Below are 14987 nucleotides of genomic sequence, written 5' to 3' on the forward strand. Positions count from 1 at the left end.
CCCCCGGCGCCGGCGTAGCGGTCGCAGCGGCCGGCGGAGCGGCCGGCGCGGGCGCGACGGCGGCCGGTGGCAGCGGCGCGGGCGCGGGCGGCGGCGGCGCCAACGGCTCGGGCAAGAAGGCGATGTTGGCGATGGCCGTCATGGTCTGGCGGAACTGCTCGGCGCCGGCGGCCAGCCAGGCCTGGGCGCTGGTGTCGTCGAGGCGCGCCACCTGCAGGATCAGGTCCACGCCGGACAGCAACACGTCGACCCGGTTCGGCGTCAGGGCCAACTTGCCGTACTGCGCCGCCAGGAAGGCGTCCTCCATGCCGTGGGCCAGTTGCACCACCAGGTCCAGGCCGACGATGGCGGCGGCGCCCTTGATCGAATGGGCCGCGCGCATCATCGGTTCCACCGCGGCGGCGCTGCCGTCGCGGCTGCGCTCCAGCGCCAGCAGACCCTCGGTCAGCACCTGGCACTGGGCGTCGGCCTCCATGCGGAACAGGTCCTGCATGGAAAACTGGCTCAGATCCCCCGGCTGTTCCAGGCTCATCGCAGCGCCCTCGCAAGTTGCTGGCCGATCAGCGCCGGATCGAGGCAGCCGATATGCATGTCGGCGTGCGGCAGCACCCCGGCCAGATAGCGCGCCAGGCCCTTGTTGATGGTGGCGGCCGGCGCTTGCAGCGCGGCGCTGGCGTGGCGCACGATGCCGTGCAGGTCGGCCGCCGGCACGGCGAAGGTTTGCTCGTTCCAGCGCAGCAGCAGCAGGCGCGGGAAGATGTGGCGGCCCTGCTGGGTGTCGGCGAGCGGCTCGTTCTCGTCGATGCCCAGCATGGCCGCCAGCGACATGCAGGGATGCAGCGTGCCGCCGACATTGACCACGCCGAGCAGCTCGCGGCCGCTGCGATGGGGCAGGCGGTGCGGCCGGGTCTGCGGCGCCACGGCGACGAACAGCGCGGTCGGCAGCGCCAGCCATTCGCGGCCGAGGCGGAACACCAGGCGCGAGGCGTCGAGCGCGGCGTCGTTGCGTGGCGGCTGGCGGAAGTGTTCGGCCCATTCCAGCTTGTAGTTGGCGTCGAGCGGGCGTTGCAGATTGAGCTGGGCGGCGCCGGCGTAGACCTCGCAGTTGCGGCAGTGGACATGCTGGACCAGCTTGGGGCAGCTCTGGTCGCCGCCCACGCCGATGCGGTTCCAACAGTCGTCGATGACGATGGCGGCGGGGGCAGGGGCGGCGGTGATGGTCGAGGTGGGCATGGTGGCCGTTTCAGGTGGCTTGCTGGCGCTTGTAGATGCGCGCCGCGCGGGCCTTCAAGGTGACGGCGGTGGCGCTGTCGCGTTGTTGTTCGGCCAGCAAGGCCAGGTGGCACAAGGCCTCGTAGTGGTCGGGCTGCAGGTAGATGCAGCGGCGCCAGTGCTCGCGCGCCTGCAGCGGCTGGCCGGCGTGCTCCATCAGCAGGCCGAGGATGAAGTAGGCCTCGGCCGAGTCCGGGTGCTGTTCCAGCCAGGCCTGGCAGGCCGCGCCGGCCTGCTCGAACTGGCCCTGGTCGGCCAGCCGGCGCGCCTGTAGCAGTTCGGCGTCCTGCTCCGGCGCCGGCGCTGGAGCCGGCGTGGCCGACGTGTGGGCGCGGCCGGGCGCGGGCGACGTCCCGGCGGCCGGCTTGCTTGCCGGCGCCGCCGGCGCCGCTGGCGCGGCGGCGGCAGGGCGGGCGGGCGCCCGCACACGCGGCGCGGCGGCCGGTGGCGGCCGGCCAGCTGCTGCTGCTGCTGCTGCTGCGCCGCGCTTGCGCAGGCCGAAGGCCAGCGGAAAAGCCAGCGGCACAAAGCCGTGCTGGCAGAACGACGGCACTTCGGCGTAGCCGGCGAACAGCAGACCGTCGTCGGCCAGCAGGGTGTTCAGGCGGGCGATGGCGGCGGCGGTGGTGGCCGGGTCGAAGTAGATCAGCAGGTTGCGGCAGAAGATCAGGTCGTAGTGGCCGGCTTGCAGGCCGCCGCCCGGCGCCAGCAGATTGCCCTGCTCGAAGCGCACCTGGCGGGCGATGCTGTCGAGTACGCGGTATTCCTGTCCGCCGATGGCGCTGAAGTAGCGTTGGCGGAAGCCCAGCTCGTCGCCGCGGAAGGCGTTGCGGCCGTAGACGCCGGCGCGGGCGCGCGCCAGGTTGGCGGCGCTGATGTCGACCGCGTCGATGTTGAAGGCGGCCGGCGCCACGCCGGCGTCGCACAGCGCCATGGCGATCGAGTAGGGCTCCTCGCCGCCGGCGCAGGGCACCGACAGGATGCGCAGCGGCCGCGCCGCGCCGGCCGCCGTGGCCAGCCGGCGCACGACGAAGTCGGCGGCGGCGACGAAGGCCTGCGGGTCGCGGAACAACCAGGATTCCGGCACCACGACCAGTTCGACCAGGGCCTCGAGTTCGGCCGGCGCCAGCGCGGCCAGGTAGGCGGCGCGGTCGCTGGCGCCCAGCCGCGCCATGCGCGCGGCGACGGCGCGCTCGGCCTGCGCCTCGGACAGGTTCAGGCCGCTGGCCTGGCGCAGCAATGCCTGCGGGCTCATGGCGCGTCCTCCGCCGGCGCGAACAGGATGGCGCGCAGGGCGGCCGGCAGCAGGCGCCCCAGTTCGACCAGCTGGACCATGCCGGCGGCGTCGCTGGCCACCTGGCCGAGGAAGGGCGCGGCGGCCACGCCGCTGTCGGCCAGGTCGGCGGCGGCCAGCTCGCGCACGCCCAGCACCCGTTCGGCGAGCAGTCCGAGCAGATGGGCGGCGCCGTCCGGCGCGACATAGTCGACCAGCACGATGCGGCTGTCGAACTGCTCGCGGGTCGGCGCCAGTCCGGCCAGCAGGCACAGGTCGATCACCGGCACCGGCCGGCCGTGGAAGTCGAGCAGGCCGGCGACGTGCGGCGGCGTCAGCGGCAGGTGCTTCAGGGCCAGCAGCGGCAGCACGCGCACCACCTGGCGCAGCGGCAGGCCGTAGCGGTCGGCGCCGATGTGGAAGAGGAGTAGTTTCATGGCCCGGCTCCGATCGCGCTCGGCCTCACGCCGCCAGCGCGAAGCTGGCCACGCTGGCTTGCAGGTCGCCGGCGGCGTACTGCAACTGGTGCACCGCCTCGCTGGTGGCCTTGAGCGACTCGACGCTCTGCTGGGTGGCGTCGTTCAACTGGGCCATGGTGCTGGAGATCTGCGCCGCGCCGACCGCCTGCGACTGCATGCCCTGCAAGACGGCGTCGAACTGCGGCGCCAATTTCTGCACCTGCTGCATCACGCCCGACAACTGCTCGGTCACCTGGCGCACCTCGCCGACGCTGCGGCGGATCTCCTCGGAGAATTTGTCCATGCCCATCACGCTGGCCGAGACGGCCGACTGCATCTCCTTGAGCATCTGCTCGATGTCCCAGGTCGACACCGAGGTCTGGTCGGCCAGCCGGCGGATCTCGGTGGCCACCACCGAGAAGCCACGGCCGGCCTCGCCGGCCTTCTCGGCCTCGATGGCGGCGTTGAGCGAAAGGATGTTGGTCTGGTCGGCCACCTTGGTGATGGTGGTCAGCACGCCGTTGATGTTGCTGGCCTTGTCCGACAGCGCCGCCAGCTTGGCGTTGATGGAGTCGGTGGCGGCGACCATGTGCTGCATGGTGGCGTCCATGCGGCGCAGGTTGTCCTGCGCGCCGGCGGTGGCGCTGGTGGTGTAGTCGGCCACGGCGGTGGCCTCCTGCATGGTCTTCAGCAGGGCGCCGGTGTTGGCGGCGATCTCCTTGCTGGTGCTGAGGATCTCGACGCTGGTCTGGGCCTGTTCGATGCCGGTGGCTTCCTGCTGTCTGGCCGAGGCGGCGATCTCGGTGGCCGAGGTGGTCACCTGGATGCCGGCCTTCTGCACGTTGTCGATCAGGCCGCGCAGCTTGTCGAGCATGCCGGCGATGCCGTCGCCGAGGCGGCCGATGGCGTCGCCGCCGGCGACGTCGACCCGGCCGCCCAGATCGCCCGCCGCCGCCCGCGACACCACCGCCAGCAGCCGGTCGACCTGGCCGCGCAGCAGTTCGGTGGCGGTTTGCTCGCGCGCCAGGTTGTCCTCGATGGCCTGGGCCATGCGGTTCAACTCGCGCGCCACCAGACCCAGCTCGTCGTCCGCCAACACCTCGGCGCGGGCGCCACGGCGGCCGGCGGCGATCTGGCCGACCGCCTCGGTCAGGCGGCCGAGCGGCAGCGTCAGGCTGCGCGTCAGCAGCCAGGCCACCAGCAGGGCCAGCGTGACGCAGACGGCGCCGCCGGCCGACAGCACCAGCAGCATGTCGTGCTGCAGCGCGCGCGCCGCCAGCGAGCGCATGCCGAGCAGGCGGTTCTCCTCCGTCGTGGTCTGCTCCAACGTCTGGTAGATGGCGCGCACCAGCGGATTGCCCAGCTTCATCTGCGGCGCCTGGCCGATGGCGTCGGCCGCGCCGCCGCGCGTGCCGGCCGCCTGGCGCTGCGCCATCTGCGGTTCGACCACCTCGGCGATCCACGCCGGCACCTGCTCGGCGATGCGGCGCAGGCGGGCCGACTGGTCCGGGTTGTCGGCCACCAGGGCCCGCGCCCGGGCGATCGAGGCGGGCAGGTCGCCGAGCTCGCGGCGGGTGGCGGCCATGGCGTCCGGGGCGCCGGTCAGGTAGTAGTTGCGCGCCTCGACCTGGACCTGCAGCAGTTCGGCGTTGAGCTGGGCGATCGTCCGCAGCACCTGCATGCTGTGCTTGTCGAGGCGGTTGGCCTCGGCCATGTTGGCGAAGTTGTTGTAGGCCAGCGCCAGCAGCGCCAGGATGATGGCGACGATGCTGGCGAAGGCCAGGTACAGCTTCTGCTTGATGCTCAACTGCCTGCTGCGCTGCTGCTTCGACATGTCGCCTCCCCGGCGCGCTGGTGGCGGCCCGACTCAGGCCGCAACGGAAAAATTGGCCACGCTGGTTTGCAGGTCGCCGGCGGCGTACTGCAACTGGTGCACCGCCTCGCTGGTGGCCTTGAGCGATTCGACGGTCTGCTGGGTGGCGTCGTTCAACTGGGTCATGGTGCTGGAGATCTGCGCCGCGCCGACCGCCTGCGACTGCATGCCCTGCAGCACGGCGTCGAACTGCGGCGCCAGCTTCTGCACCTGCTCCATCACGCCCGACAGCTGCTCGGTCACCTGGCGCACCTCGCCGACGCTGCGGCGGATCTCCTCGGAGAATTTGTCCATGCCCATCACGCTGGCCGAGACGGCCGACTGCATCTCCTTGAGCATCTGCTCGATGTCCCAGGTCGACACCGAGGTCTGGTCGGCCAGCCGGCGGATCTCGGTGGCCACCACCGAAAAGCCGCGGCCGGCCTCGCCGGCCTTCTCGGCCTCGATGGCGGCGTTGAGCGAGAGGATGTTGGTCTGGTCGGCCACCTTGGTGATGGTGGTGAGCACGCCGTTGATGTTGCTGGCCTTGTCCGACAGCGCCGCCAGCTTGGCGTTGATGGAGTCGGTGGCGGCGACCATGTGCTGCATGGTGGCGTCCATGCGGCGCAGGTTGTCCTGCGCGCCGGCGGTGGCGCTGGTGGTGTAGTCGGCCACGGCGGTGGCCTCCTCCATGGTTTTCAGCAGGGCGCTGGTGTTGGCGGCGATCTCCTTGGTGGTGCTGAGGATCTCGACGCTGGTCTGGGCCTGTTCGATGCCGGTGGCCTCCTGCTGCCTGGCCGAGGCGGCGATCTCGGTGGCCGAGGTGGTCACCTGGATGCCGGCCTTTTGCACGTTGACGATCAGGCCGCGCAGCTTGTCGAGCATGCCGGCCAGGCCGTCGCCGAGCTGGCCGATGGCGTCGTCGCCGGCGACGTCGACCTGGCCGGTCAGGTCGCCCCGCGCGGCGCGCGAGACCACCGCCAGCAAGGTGTCGACCTTGCTGCGCAGTTCCTCGGTGGCGGCCTGTTCGCGCAGCAGATTGTCCTGGATCGCCTGGGCCATGCGGTTCAATTCGCGTCCTACGGTGTTGAACTCGTCGCCGCCGCGCACCGTGAAGCGGGCCTCGCGGCGGCCGCCGGCCAGCTCGCCGAGCACCAGCGTCAGGCGGGCCAGCGGCGCCAGGATGGCGCGCGCCAGCAGCCAGACCACCAGCAGCGCCAGCGCCACGCACAGCAGGCCGCCGGCGCTCAGCGTCAGTTGCATGCCCTGTTGCAGCTGCTGCGACTGCCGGGCCCGCGCCGTCAGCAAGCGCTCCTCCTCGCCGCTGATCTCGCCGAGCAGGGCCGCGACGCTTCGGACGTGGCCGAAGCCGTTCTGGATCAGCGGCGCGATCTTGCCCAGGTCGAGCGTGGCGCCGCTCTGGTCGGCGCTCCGGCGCCGCGCGATCAGCGGATGGACCGCGTCGCCGATCCAGCTGTCGAGCATCTGCGCCAGCTTGGCCAGGCGCTGCTGCTGGGCCGGATTGTCGCTGGTCAGGGTGCGCAGCCGGGTCATGTGCGCGGCCAGCGCCTTCTCGTTGTCGGCGCTGTCGCGCAGGCGCTCGTCGCCGGACAGCAGATAGCCGCGCAGATTGGCCTGGATCTCCAGCGCCGTCACATTCACCTTGTCGACCTCGCGCAGCACCTCCAGCGTGTGGCGGTCCCAGTCGTTGGCCTCGGACAGGCGCACGAAGTTGGCGTAGGCCAGCGCCAGCAGCGTCAGCAGGATGACCAGGATGGCGGCGAAGCCGCTGTACAGTTTGTGCTTGATGCGGATATCGGTGATCACATTGCACTCCCGGTGTGACGGACGTTGTTTGCAATGTATCATCTTGTTGCCCTGCGCGCGAGCAATGTCGGCGCCGATGCAACGCAACAACGGGCCGCGCGAGGCGGCCCGTTCGGGTCCAACAGCGGCGCCGGCGGGCCGGCGCCGCAGTGCGGCTTTACTGGCCGCGCTTGAGGCGGGCGTTGGCGGCGATGCGCAGACGCAGCGCGTTGAGCTTGATGAAGCCGCCGGCGTCGGCCTGGTCGTAGGCGCCGCCGTCCTCGTCGAAGGTGGCGATGTTCATATCAAACAGGGAGTCGGTCTTGGAGTCGCGCGAGACGACGATGACGTTGCCCTTGTACAGTTTGACGCGGACCCAGCCGTTGACGGTGGCCTGGGTGTTGTCGATCAGCGTCTGCAGCGCCAGGCGCTCCGGCGCCCACCAGTAGCCGTTGTAGATCATCGAGGCGTAGCGCGGCATCAGGTCGTCCTTCAGGTGGGCCACTTCGCGGTCCAGCGTGATCGACTCGATGGCGCGGTGCGCCTTGAGCATGATGGCGCCGCCCGGCGTTTCGTAGCAGCCGCGCGACTTCATGCCGACGTAGCGGTTCTCGACCAGGTCGAGGCGGCCGATGCCGTGCTTGCCGCCCAGGCGGTTCAACTCGGCCAGCACGCTGGCCGGCGACAGGCGCGCGCCGTTCAGCGCGACGATGTCGCCCTTCTCGTATTCGATGTCGAGGTATTCGGCGGCGTCCGGCGCCGCCTCCGGGCTGACGGTCCAGCGCCACATGCTGTCCTCGGCCTCGTGGCTCGGGTTCTCCAGGTGGCGGCCCTCGAAGCTGATGTGCAGCAGGTTGGCGTCCATCGAGTAGGGCGCGCCGCCGTTCTTGTGCTTCATGTCGATGTCGATGCCGGCGTCCTCGGCGTACTTGAGCAGCTTCTCGCGCGACAGCAGGTCCCACTCGCGCCACGGCGCGATGATCTTCACGCCCGGCTTGAGCGCGTAGGCGCCCAGCTCGAAGCGCACCTGGTCGTTGCCCTTGCCGGTGGCGCCGTGCGAGATGGCGTCGGCGCCGGTGGCGTTGGCGATCTCGATCAGGCGCTTGGCGATCAGCGGACGGGCGATCGAGGTGCCCAGCAAATACTCGCCCTCGTAGACGGTGTTGGCGCGGAACATGGGGAAGACGAAGTCGCGCACGAACTCTTCGCGCACGTCGTCGATGTAGATGTTCTCCGGCTTGATGCCGAACTTGATCGCCTTGGCGCGCGCCGGCTCCAGCTCCTCACCCTGGCCGAGGTCGGCGGTGAAGGTGACGATCTCACATTGGTAGTTATCCTGCAGCCATTTCAGGATGACGGAGGTGTCGAGTCCGCCCGAGTAGGCCAGGACCACTTTTTTGATGTCGCTCATGCTCGTTCCATTCTTAGGTAAAGTCAATTCTTAGGCTGCGTTGTGGGTGGCGTCGAGGCGGCCCAGCAGCAGGTATTCGATCAGCGCCTTCTGCACGTGCAGGCGGTTTTCCGCCTCTTCCCACACCACCGATTGCGGGCCGTCGATCACCTCGGCGGCGACCTCCTCGCCACGGTGGGCCGGCAGGCAGTGCATGAACAGGGCGTCGGGCGCGGCGCGCGCCATCTTGGCGGCGTCGACGATCCAGCCGTCGAAGGCGGCGATGCGGGCCGCGTTCTCGGCCTCGTAACCCATGCTGGTCCAGACGTCGGTGTTGACCAGGTGGGCGCCGGCGCAGGCGTCGGACGGGTTGGCGAAGAGGGTGTAGCGGTCGGTCGAGACCAACGACATGTCCATGTCGTAGCCCTTCGGCGTCGAGACGTTGACGTGGAAGCCGAACACCTCGGCCGCCTGCAGCCAGGAGTACAACATGTTGTTGGCGTCGCCGATCCAGGCCACCACCTTGCCGGCGATCGAGCCGCGGTGTTCGTGGAAGGTGAAGACGTCGGCCAGCACCTGGCAGGGATGGTGTTCGTTGGTCAGGCCGTTGATCACCGGCACGCGCGAGTTGGCGGCGAAACGCTCGATGATGTCCTGGCCGAAGGTGCGCACCATGATGATGTCGCACATGCGGCTCATCACCTGGCCGGCGTCCTCGACCGGCTCGCCGCGGCCGAGTTGCGAGTCGCGCGTGTTGAGGTAGATGGCGGCGCCGCCCAGCTGGTGCATGCCGGCCTCGAAGGACAGGCGGGTGCGCGTCGAGTTCTTCTCGAACACCATCACCAGGGTGCGGTCGATCAGCGGATGGTGGATCTCGTAGTTCTTGAACTTACGCTTGATCAGCGAGGCGCGTTCGATCACGTATTCGTATTCAGCCAAGGTGAAATCGGAAAATTGCAGGTAGTGCTTGATCGGTTTTTTGATAGGCATAGTGACAACGGATAGATGCGTGGGCGTGGGGCGGTGTGCCTGCGGAGCCGGCTGAGCGAATCAATTATAAGGGCAATCGCACAATTCGGCGAACGGCGCCCCGCTTGCCCGGGGCGCCCATGGCGCGGCCGCCGCGCCGACGGGCTTGTTGGCCGGGCGATCGGCACGGGAGGCCCGCCGTTGCAGGCCTCCCATAACAATTCAAGCGCTCGATTGGACTAGACAAGTGGGGCGGCAAGCTGGTCGCTTGGGAAACCCCACAGGCGCAAACCCGGGGTCGGACCCGGCGGGTCCGACCCCGGCCCTTCGCCGTTGGGTGGTGGCGGGGAGGCGCCCTCGGCTCAGTGGTAGATCGCGGCCGGCTTGGCCGGGTCGAGTTCGGGCGCCACCAGCGGCAGGTCGAGCGTGAAGGTGGTACCGTAGCGGCTGCTGCTGACGTGGATCTGGCCGCCCAACAGCGAGGTGACGATGTTGTAGCTGATCGACAGGCCCAGGCCGCTGCCGCCCTGGCCCAGCTTGGTGGTGAAGAAGGGGTCGAAGATGCGCGTCAGGTGTTCCGGCGCGATGCCGCCGCCGTTGTCGCGGAAGGTGATCTGCACGCGGCCGTCGACCGGCGTGGTGGCGCTCAGCCACATGCGGCCGGGCTGCTCGCGGCCGAAGGCATGCAGCAGGGCGTTGTTGATGAGGTTGGTGATGACCTGGCCGAAGGGGCCGGGGTAGCTGTCCATCGCCAGCGCCGCCGGCACCTCGTACTCGATGGCGTGGCTGGAGGCGCGGATGCGGTTCATCATCGTCGCGACGATCTCGTGCGCCACCTGCTGCAGGTTGAACATGCGGCGCTGCTCGGTGGTGCGGTCGACCGCCACCTGCTTGAAGCTGTTGACCAGGTCGGCCGCGCTGGCCAGGCCGCGCATCACCAGTTGGGCCGCCTTCTGCGCGTCGGCGACGTAGGCGGCCAGCTCGGAGCGGCGCAGGCCGGGGCCGTTGAGGGCCTTCTCCAGATCGTCGGTTTTTTGCTGCAGGGTCGAGGCGATCAGCAGGCTGTTGCCGATCGGCGTGTTGAGTTCGTGGGCGACGCCGGCCATCAGCGAGCCGAGCGCGGCCAGCTTCTCCTGCGACACCAGCTGGGTCTGGGCGTCCTGCAACTGGCGGTAGGCCTCGGCGTTGTCGAGGGCGATGGCGCCGTAGGCGCACAGGGTGCGGAAGATCAGCCGCTCGCGTTCGCCGTAGGCCCGTGGCTGGGCAGCCCGCACCGTCATCACGCCGAGCGCGCGCTCGCCCACCAGCAGCGGCACGCACAGCGCGCTGGGGCCGCCGTCGGCGCCGTCGTGCGCCACCTCGTGCCGTTCGCGCAGGCAGCGCAGCGGGCCGGCGTGCGGATCGCCGGGCGCCGGCTGCGCGTCGACCGCTTCGGGCGGCAGGGCGCGGCCGGCCTCGACGGCGTAGGCGCGGCTCAGCGCCAGGCCTGCCGGGTCGCTCAGGTAGACGGCGTAGGTGGTGGCCGGCAGCAGGGCGTGGACGTGGCGGTCGAGGGTCTGGAACACCGCGCCGCGGTCGAGGTGGGCGGTGATCTCCTGGCCGATCGCCGACAGGCGCTCCAGCGTGGCGCCGGTCTGCTGCAGCAGTTCGGCGCGGCGCGCCTCGGCGGCGGCCAGCTCGCGGTGGTGCTGGCCCTCGGCGCGGGCGTGCTCGGTCTGGTGGTGCACCTGCATGGCGATGGCGCGGTTGGTGGCCTCCCGGCTGTGGGTCTTGTCGCGCGCCGCGCTGGCCGCCAGCGCCGCCTCGTAGGCCTGGGCGTAGCTGCCGGCCTGGGCGTACTCGCGGGCGAGGGCGTCGAGCAGGTCGCCGGGCAGGGTGTAGCCGTCGATGGTGGCGGCCACCGCCAACGCCCGGTGCAGATAGTGCAGCGTGGCGTTGAGCTCGGTCATTTCGGCCGGCGGCGCCAGCCGGTGGCGCGTGTGGATGATCGACAGCACGCGCAGCGCGGCGATGTGGTTGGCGGCGTTGGACTGCTCGCTGGCCAGGCGCACCGCCTGCAGCGCGGCCTGCTGCGCCTCGTCGGCGCGGTCGAGGAAGCACAGGGCGTGGGCCTGGCCGCGCCGCGCCACGGTGCCGAAGTCGGGGTAGTTTAGGGCGTCGGCGCGGCCCTCGAGCTGGACGAAGGCGTCGAGGGCGCGGGCGTAGTCGGCGCGGTCGAGCGCCAGCTCGCCCAGGTACTGCAGGGCGATGGCGTAGCTGCGCGCGCCGGCCAGCGGCGCCAGGATGGCCAGCGCCTCCTGCAGCAGTTCCTCGGCGGCGTCGAGCCGGCCCAGCCGGCGCATGGCGTCGGCGGTGTGCATCAGGCAGGCGCCGACGCTGCGCGGCCAGCCGGTCGGACGGGCCAGGTCGAGCGCGCACTGCATCCATTCGAGCGCCGAGTGCAGGTCGTTGAGGATGATGAAGTCCTCGCCGATGTTGGTGGCGGCGGTCATCGCGCTGCGCAGCTGGCCGCTGCACAGGGCCGCCTCGTAGCAGCGGATGTAGTGGCCGGCGGCGGCGCCGAAGTCGCTGGCCAGGCTGGCGCTCAGACCCAGGTAGTCGTTGATCCAGACGGCGGCGCCGGTGTCGGTGTCGTTGTCGTTGTGGTTGTCGATGAAGCGGCCGGCCCAGCGCAGCGCGGCGCGGTGGCGGTCGTGCAGCACGGCCCAGCGCGCCAGGGCCGCCTCGGCGATGGTCTGGCGCCGCCGGTCGCCGGCGCGGGCGGCGGCGGCGGCGGCCTGCTCCAGTTCCTCGTCGCGCCGCAGGTGGTCGCCGCGGTCGACGGCGATCCAGGCGCGCAGCCAGTGGGCGTCGGCGCAGCCGGCATGCTCGGCGCCGGCGCACAGCGCGCCCCAGGCCTGCTCGGCCAGGGCGTCGGCGGCGTCGAGCTCGCCCTGCAACCACAGCGCCTCGGCGCGCACCAGTTGCAGGCGGGCGGCCAGGGCCGGGCGGCGCGCCGGATCGAGCGCCGGCGCGGTGTCGGTGTTTGTGTCGGTGTTTGTGTCGGCACCGGGGGCGGCCAGCAGGGCCAGCGCCTCGGCGGCCAGGCTGTCGGCGCGCGCGCTGTCGCGCTGGCGCAGGTGCCAGGCCAGCGGCAGCAGCACGGCCAGGCGGGCCTGGCCGCGCAGGGGCGCCAGGGCCACCTCCCATCTCGCCACGTCATCGTCGAGCGCGAACATTTCCATTGTCAGCCCCTGGGACAGCTGGTTGGCCGCGCCGGCGGGGCGGCGCGGGGAATTGCCTTGCGGCATTCATCGCATTGTAGTACGAGCCGGCCGGCGCGGCTAGCCGGCGGCGGCCGGTTGGTCTGCGGCCGGTCACGCCGGCGGCGCTTTAGTACAGCGTTTGCGCCGACTCGTGCAGCAGTTGGCCGTACAGGGTGTGGCGCATGCGGGTGATCTTGCCCTCGGCGACGGCGGCCAGCACGGCGCACTGCGGCTCGATCAGGTGGCGGCAGTTGTAGAACTTGCATTGCCCCAGGTAGGGCGCGAAGTCGACGAAGGCGCGTTCGAGCATGCCCTCGCTCAGGTGGTAGAGGCCGAACTCCTGGAAGCCGGGCGAGTCGATGATCGACGAGCCGGCGCCCAGTTCCGGCAACTGGTAGAGGCGGGTGAAGGTGGTGGTGTGCTTGCCGGTGTCGAGGGCGGCGGAGATCTCGCGCACGGCGATGTCGGCGTCCGGCACCAGCAGGTTGATCAGCGAGGACTTGCCCATGCCGGACTGGCCGATCAGGATCGACGACTGGCCGGCCAGCAGCGGCGCCAGGGTGGCCACGGCGTGCTCCGGCTGGGCGGTGGCCGACACCTCGTGCACCGGGTAGCCCAGCGCGGCGTAGGGCGCCAGCCGCTCGCGGGTGCGCGCCAGCGAGGCGGTGACGTCGGTCTTGTTGAGGATCAGGCGGGCGGTGATGCCGGCCGCCTCGGCCGCCACCAGCGAGCGCGACACCAGGTCGTCGGCGAAGCCGGGCTCGGTGGCGACGACGATGAACAGCTGGCTCAGGTTGGCCGCCAGCAGCTTCGACTTGTACTGGTCGGAGCGGTACAGCAGCGTCTGGCGCTCGTCGATGGCGTTGATGACGGCCTGGTCGGGCGAGGTTAGGGTCAGCTTGACGCGGTCGCCGACGGCGACGTTGGTCTTCTTGCCACGGGTGACGCACTGCAGCTTGACGCCGTCGGCGTCGGCCAGGTAGTGGCGGCCGTGGGCGGCGATGATGAGGCCGGTCAGCGCGCTCATTGCTTGGCCGCCCCGGCGTGGAACAACACGGCGGCCTTGGCGGCGCAGATGAAGTCGTTCAGGCTCAGGCCGGCGCCGCTGTGCTTGGCGATGCTGTGGGTGTCATAGCGGATGGTGCAATTTTTATACGTCACGGTCAATTCCGGGTGGTGGTCTTCGGTGTGGCTCAGGTAGGCCAGCGCGTTGACGAAGGCCATGGTGTGGTGGTAATTCTGGAAGCCGTAGTCGGCGCACAGGCGGCCGCCTTCGAGGCGCCAGCCGGGCAGCAGCGCCAGCAGGCGGGCCGCCTCGGCGGCGGTCAGCGCGGCGTCGGCGGGGCCGCAGCGGCGTTGCAGCAGGTCTTCGGCGCTATCGATGGCGCGCCCGGTCGGGGTGGTTTGGCTCATGGCGGACTCCTTCATTGGGCGGCCAGGCGCAGCTGGCGGATGCGCACGCTGGCCGGCGGGTGCGAGTCGTAGAAGGCCGAGTGCAGCGGGTCGGGCGTCAGGGTCGAGGCGTTGTCCTCGTACATCTTGACCAGCGCCGAGACCAGGTCGGCGGCGTCGGTGTGGCGGGCGGCGAAGGCGTCGGCCTCGAACTCGTGCTGGCGCGAACTGAGCGAGGTCAGCGGGCCGAGCAGGAAGGTGAACACCGGCAGCACCAGCATGAACAGCAGCAGGGCCATGGCGTCGTTGTTCTGGCCGGGCAGGATCAGCGGGTCGACGCCCAGGCCGGTGTAGAACCACAGCTGGTTCTTCAGGTAGCCGAGCAGGGCGAGGAAGCCCAGCGAGACGGCGAACATGACGGCGATGCGCTTGACGATGTGCTTGAGCTTGAAGTGGCCCAGCTCGTGCGCCAGCACCGCCTCGATCTCCTGCGGCGCCAGGCGGGCCAGCAGGGTGTCGAAGAAGACGATGCGCTTGTTGGCGCCGAAGCCGGAGAAGTAGGCGTTGCCGTGGGCGCTGCGCTTGGAACCGTCCATCACGAACAGGCCCTTGGAGGCGAAGCCGACGCGCGTCATCAAGCCCTCGATGCGCGACTTCAGCGACTCGTCGGCCAGCGGGGTGAACTTGTTGAACAGCGGCGCCAGCACGGTCGGGTAGAGCACCATCATCAGCAACTGGAAGCCGCTCCACACCAGCCAGGTGTAGAGCCACCACAGGCCGCCGGACTGGTCCATCAAGGTCAGCACCACCCACACCAGCGGCAGGCCGATGGCGGTGCCGACCAGCAGGCCCTTGAGCAGGTCGGTGAAGAACAGGCGGCGGCTCATCTTGTTGAAGCCGAAGCGCTGCTCCATGCCGAACTGCTTGTAGTAGTCGAACGGCAGGTCGACCAGGCCGGAGATGGCGGCGAAGGCGGCCAGCAGTCCCAGTTGGTAGGGCATGCCCGGGCCGGTCTGCTGGAACACCGCCTGCGACAGCCACTGCAGGCCGCCGAGCAGGGTGAAGCCGATCAGCACGGCGCTGTTGACGAGCAGGGACAGCAGGCCGAACTTGGTGCGCGCGACGGTGTAGTCGGCCGCCTTCTGGTGCGCCGCCAGGGGGATCTTGGCGGCGAACTCGGTCGGCACGGCGACGCGGTGCGCCAGCACGTGGCGGATGTGGCGCGAGGCCAGCCAGAAGCGCAGCAGCAGCGTCAGGATGAGGAAAGATACAAACAAAATCGAAAACGCGAGTGAATACATTCTATGCCTGTGAGAAAATGGCGGATTGT

The 14987-nt window shown here is 70.3% G+C and carries 12 protein-coding genes; all 12 read right to left on the reverse strand.

Annotated features, from left to right (window positions below; translation table 11 throughout):
* On the reverse strand, positions 1-532 hold a 532-nt coding region (locus H7U20_RS30020; protein WP_233410423.1), incomplete at its 3' end, for an Hpt domain-containing protein.
* On the reverse strand, positions 529-1233 hold the full coding sequence (locus H7U20_RS01345; protein ID WP_199517822.1) for a chemotaxis protein CheW: 705 nt from the start codon (positions 1231-1233) through the stop codon (positions 529-531). The genes H7U20_RS30020 and H7U20_RS01345, both read right to left, overlap by 4 nt.
* A gap of 10 nt (positions 1234-1243) precedes the next feature.
* Complete coding sequence (locus H7U20_RS01350) at positions 1244-2527, reverse strand: CheR family methyltransferase (RefSeq protein WP_199517823.1); 1284 nt, start codon at positions 2525-2527, stop codon at positions 1244-1246.
* Positions 2524-2982, reverse strand: coding sequence for a chemotaxis protein CheW (locus H7U20_RS01355; RefSeq protein WP_199517824.1), 459 nt, complete (start codon positions 2980-2982; stop codon positions 2524-2526). Before H7U20_RS01355 ends, H7U20_RS01350 begins: the two co-directional genes overlap by 4 nt.
* A gap of 25 nt (positions 2983-3007) precedes the next feature.
* Entirely contained in the window at positions 3008-4837 is a 1830-nt protein-coding gene (locus H7U20_RS01360; RefSeq protein ID WP_199517825.1) for a methyl-accepting chemotaxis protein, read from the reverse strand.
* Between the two features lie 33 nt (positions 4838-4870).
* On the reverse strand, positions 4871-6682 hold the full coding sequence (locus H7U20_RS01365; protein WP_199517826.1) for a methyl-accepting chemotaxis protein: 1812 nt from the start codon (positions 6680-6682) through the stop codon (positions 4871-4873).
* A gap of 157 nt (positions 6683-6839) precedes the next feature.
* Positions 6840-8072 (reverse strand): argininosuccinate synthase, encoded by a 1233-nt coding sequence (locus H7U20_RS01370; protein WP_199517827.1) that lies wholly within the window; start codon positions 8070-8072, stop codon positions 6840-6842.
* A 30-nt stretch (positions 8073-8102) separates the two neighbouring features.
* Entirely contained in the window at positions 8103-9041 is a 939-nt protein-coding gene (gene argF / locus H7U20_RS01375; protein ID WP_199517828.1) for an ornithine carbamoyltransferase, read from the reverse strand.
* A gap of 341 nt (positions 9042-9382) precedes the next feature.
* Positions 9383-12244, reverse strand: a complete 2862-nt coding sequence (locus tag H7U20_RS01380; protein WP_199517829.1) for an ATP-binding protein — start codon at positions 12242-12244, stop codon at positions 9383-9385.
* 148 nt (positions 12245-12392) lie between these two features.
* The gene (gene rsgA, locus H7U20_RS01385) at positions 12393-13292 is read right to left on the reverse strand and encodes a ribosome small subunit-dependent GTPase A (RefSeq protein WP_199517830.1); all 900 of its coding nucleotides are present in this window, start codon (positions 13290-13292) and stop codon (positions 12393-12395) included.
* Entirely contained in the window at positions 13289-13678 is a 390-nt protein-coding gene (locus H7U20_RS01390; RefSeq protein ID WP_199517831.1) for a 4a-hydroxytetrahydrobiopterin dehydratase, read from the reverse strand. The genes rsgA and H7U20_RS01390 overlap by 4 nt, the downstream gene beginning before the upstream one ends.
* Before the next feature lie 11 nt (positions 13679-13689).
* The gene (locus H7U20_RS01395; protein WP_199517832.1) at positions 13690-14958 is read right to left on the reverse strand and encodes a M48 family metallopeptidase; all 1269 of its coding nucleotides are present in this window, start codon (positions 14956-14958) and stop codon (positions 13690-13692) included.
* Positions 14959-14987 lie beyond the last annotated feature (29 nt).

Origin of the sequence: Rugamonas violacea (assembly GCF_016461825.1) — a bacterium.
In the GTDB taxonomy this organism is placed as follows: domain Bacteria; phylum Pseudomonadota; class Gammaproteobacteria; order Burkholderiales; family Burkholderiaceae_D; genus Rugamonas.

What these genes read in the sequence shown, in the direction of transcription:
- rsgA (WP_199517830.1), bottom strand. Translation starts at nt 13,292, where the DNA reads ATGAGCGCGCTGACCGGCCTCATCATCGCCGCCCACGGCCGCCACTAC.
- H7U20_RS01345 (WP_199517822.1), bottom strand. Translation starts at nt 1,233, where the DNA reads ATGCCCACCTCGACCATCACCGCCGCCCCTGCCCCCGCCGCCATCGTC.
- H7U20_RS01370 (WP_199517827.1), bottom strand. Translation starts at nt 8,072, where the DNA reads ATGAGCGACATCAAAAAAGTGGTCCTGGCCTACTCGGGCGGACTCGAC.
- H7U20_RS01380 (WP_199517829.1), bottom strand. Translation starts at nt 12,244, where the DNA reads ATGGAAATGTTCGCGCTCGACGATGACGTGGCGAGATGGGAGGTGGCC.
- H7U20_RS01390 (WP_199517831.1), bottom strand. Translation starts at nt 13,678, where the DNA reads ATGAGCCAAACCACCCCGACCGGGCGCGCCATCGATAGCGCCGAAGAC.
- H7U20_RS01355 (WP_199517824.1), bottom strand. Translation starts at nt 2,982, where the DNA reads ATGAAACTACTCCTCTTCCACATCGGCGCCGACCGCTACGGCCTGCCG.
- argF (WP_199517828.1), bottom strand. Translation starts at nt 9,041, where the DNA reads ATGCCTATCAAAAAACCGATCAAGCACTACCTGCAATTTTCCGATTTC.
- H7U20_RS01360 (WP_199517825.1), bottom strand. Translation starts at nt 4,837, where the DNA reads ATGTCGAAGCAGCAGCGCAGCAGGCAGTTGAGCATCAAGCAGAAGCTG.
- H7U20_RS01350 (WP_199517823.1), bottom strand. Translation starts at nt 2,527, where the DNA reads ATGAGCCCGCAGGCATTGCTGCGCCAGGCCAGCGGCCTGAACCTGTCC.
- H7U20_RS01395 (WP_199517832.1), bottom strand. Translation starts at nt 14,958, where the DNA reads ATGTATTCACTCGCGTTTTCGATTTTGTTTGTATCTTTCCTCATCCTG.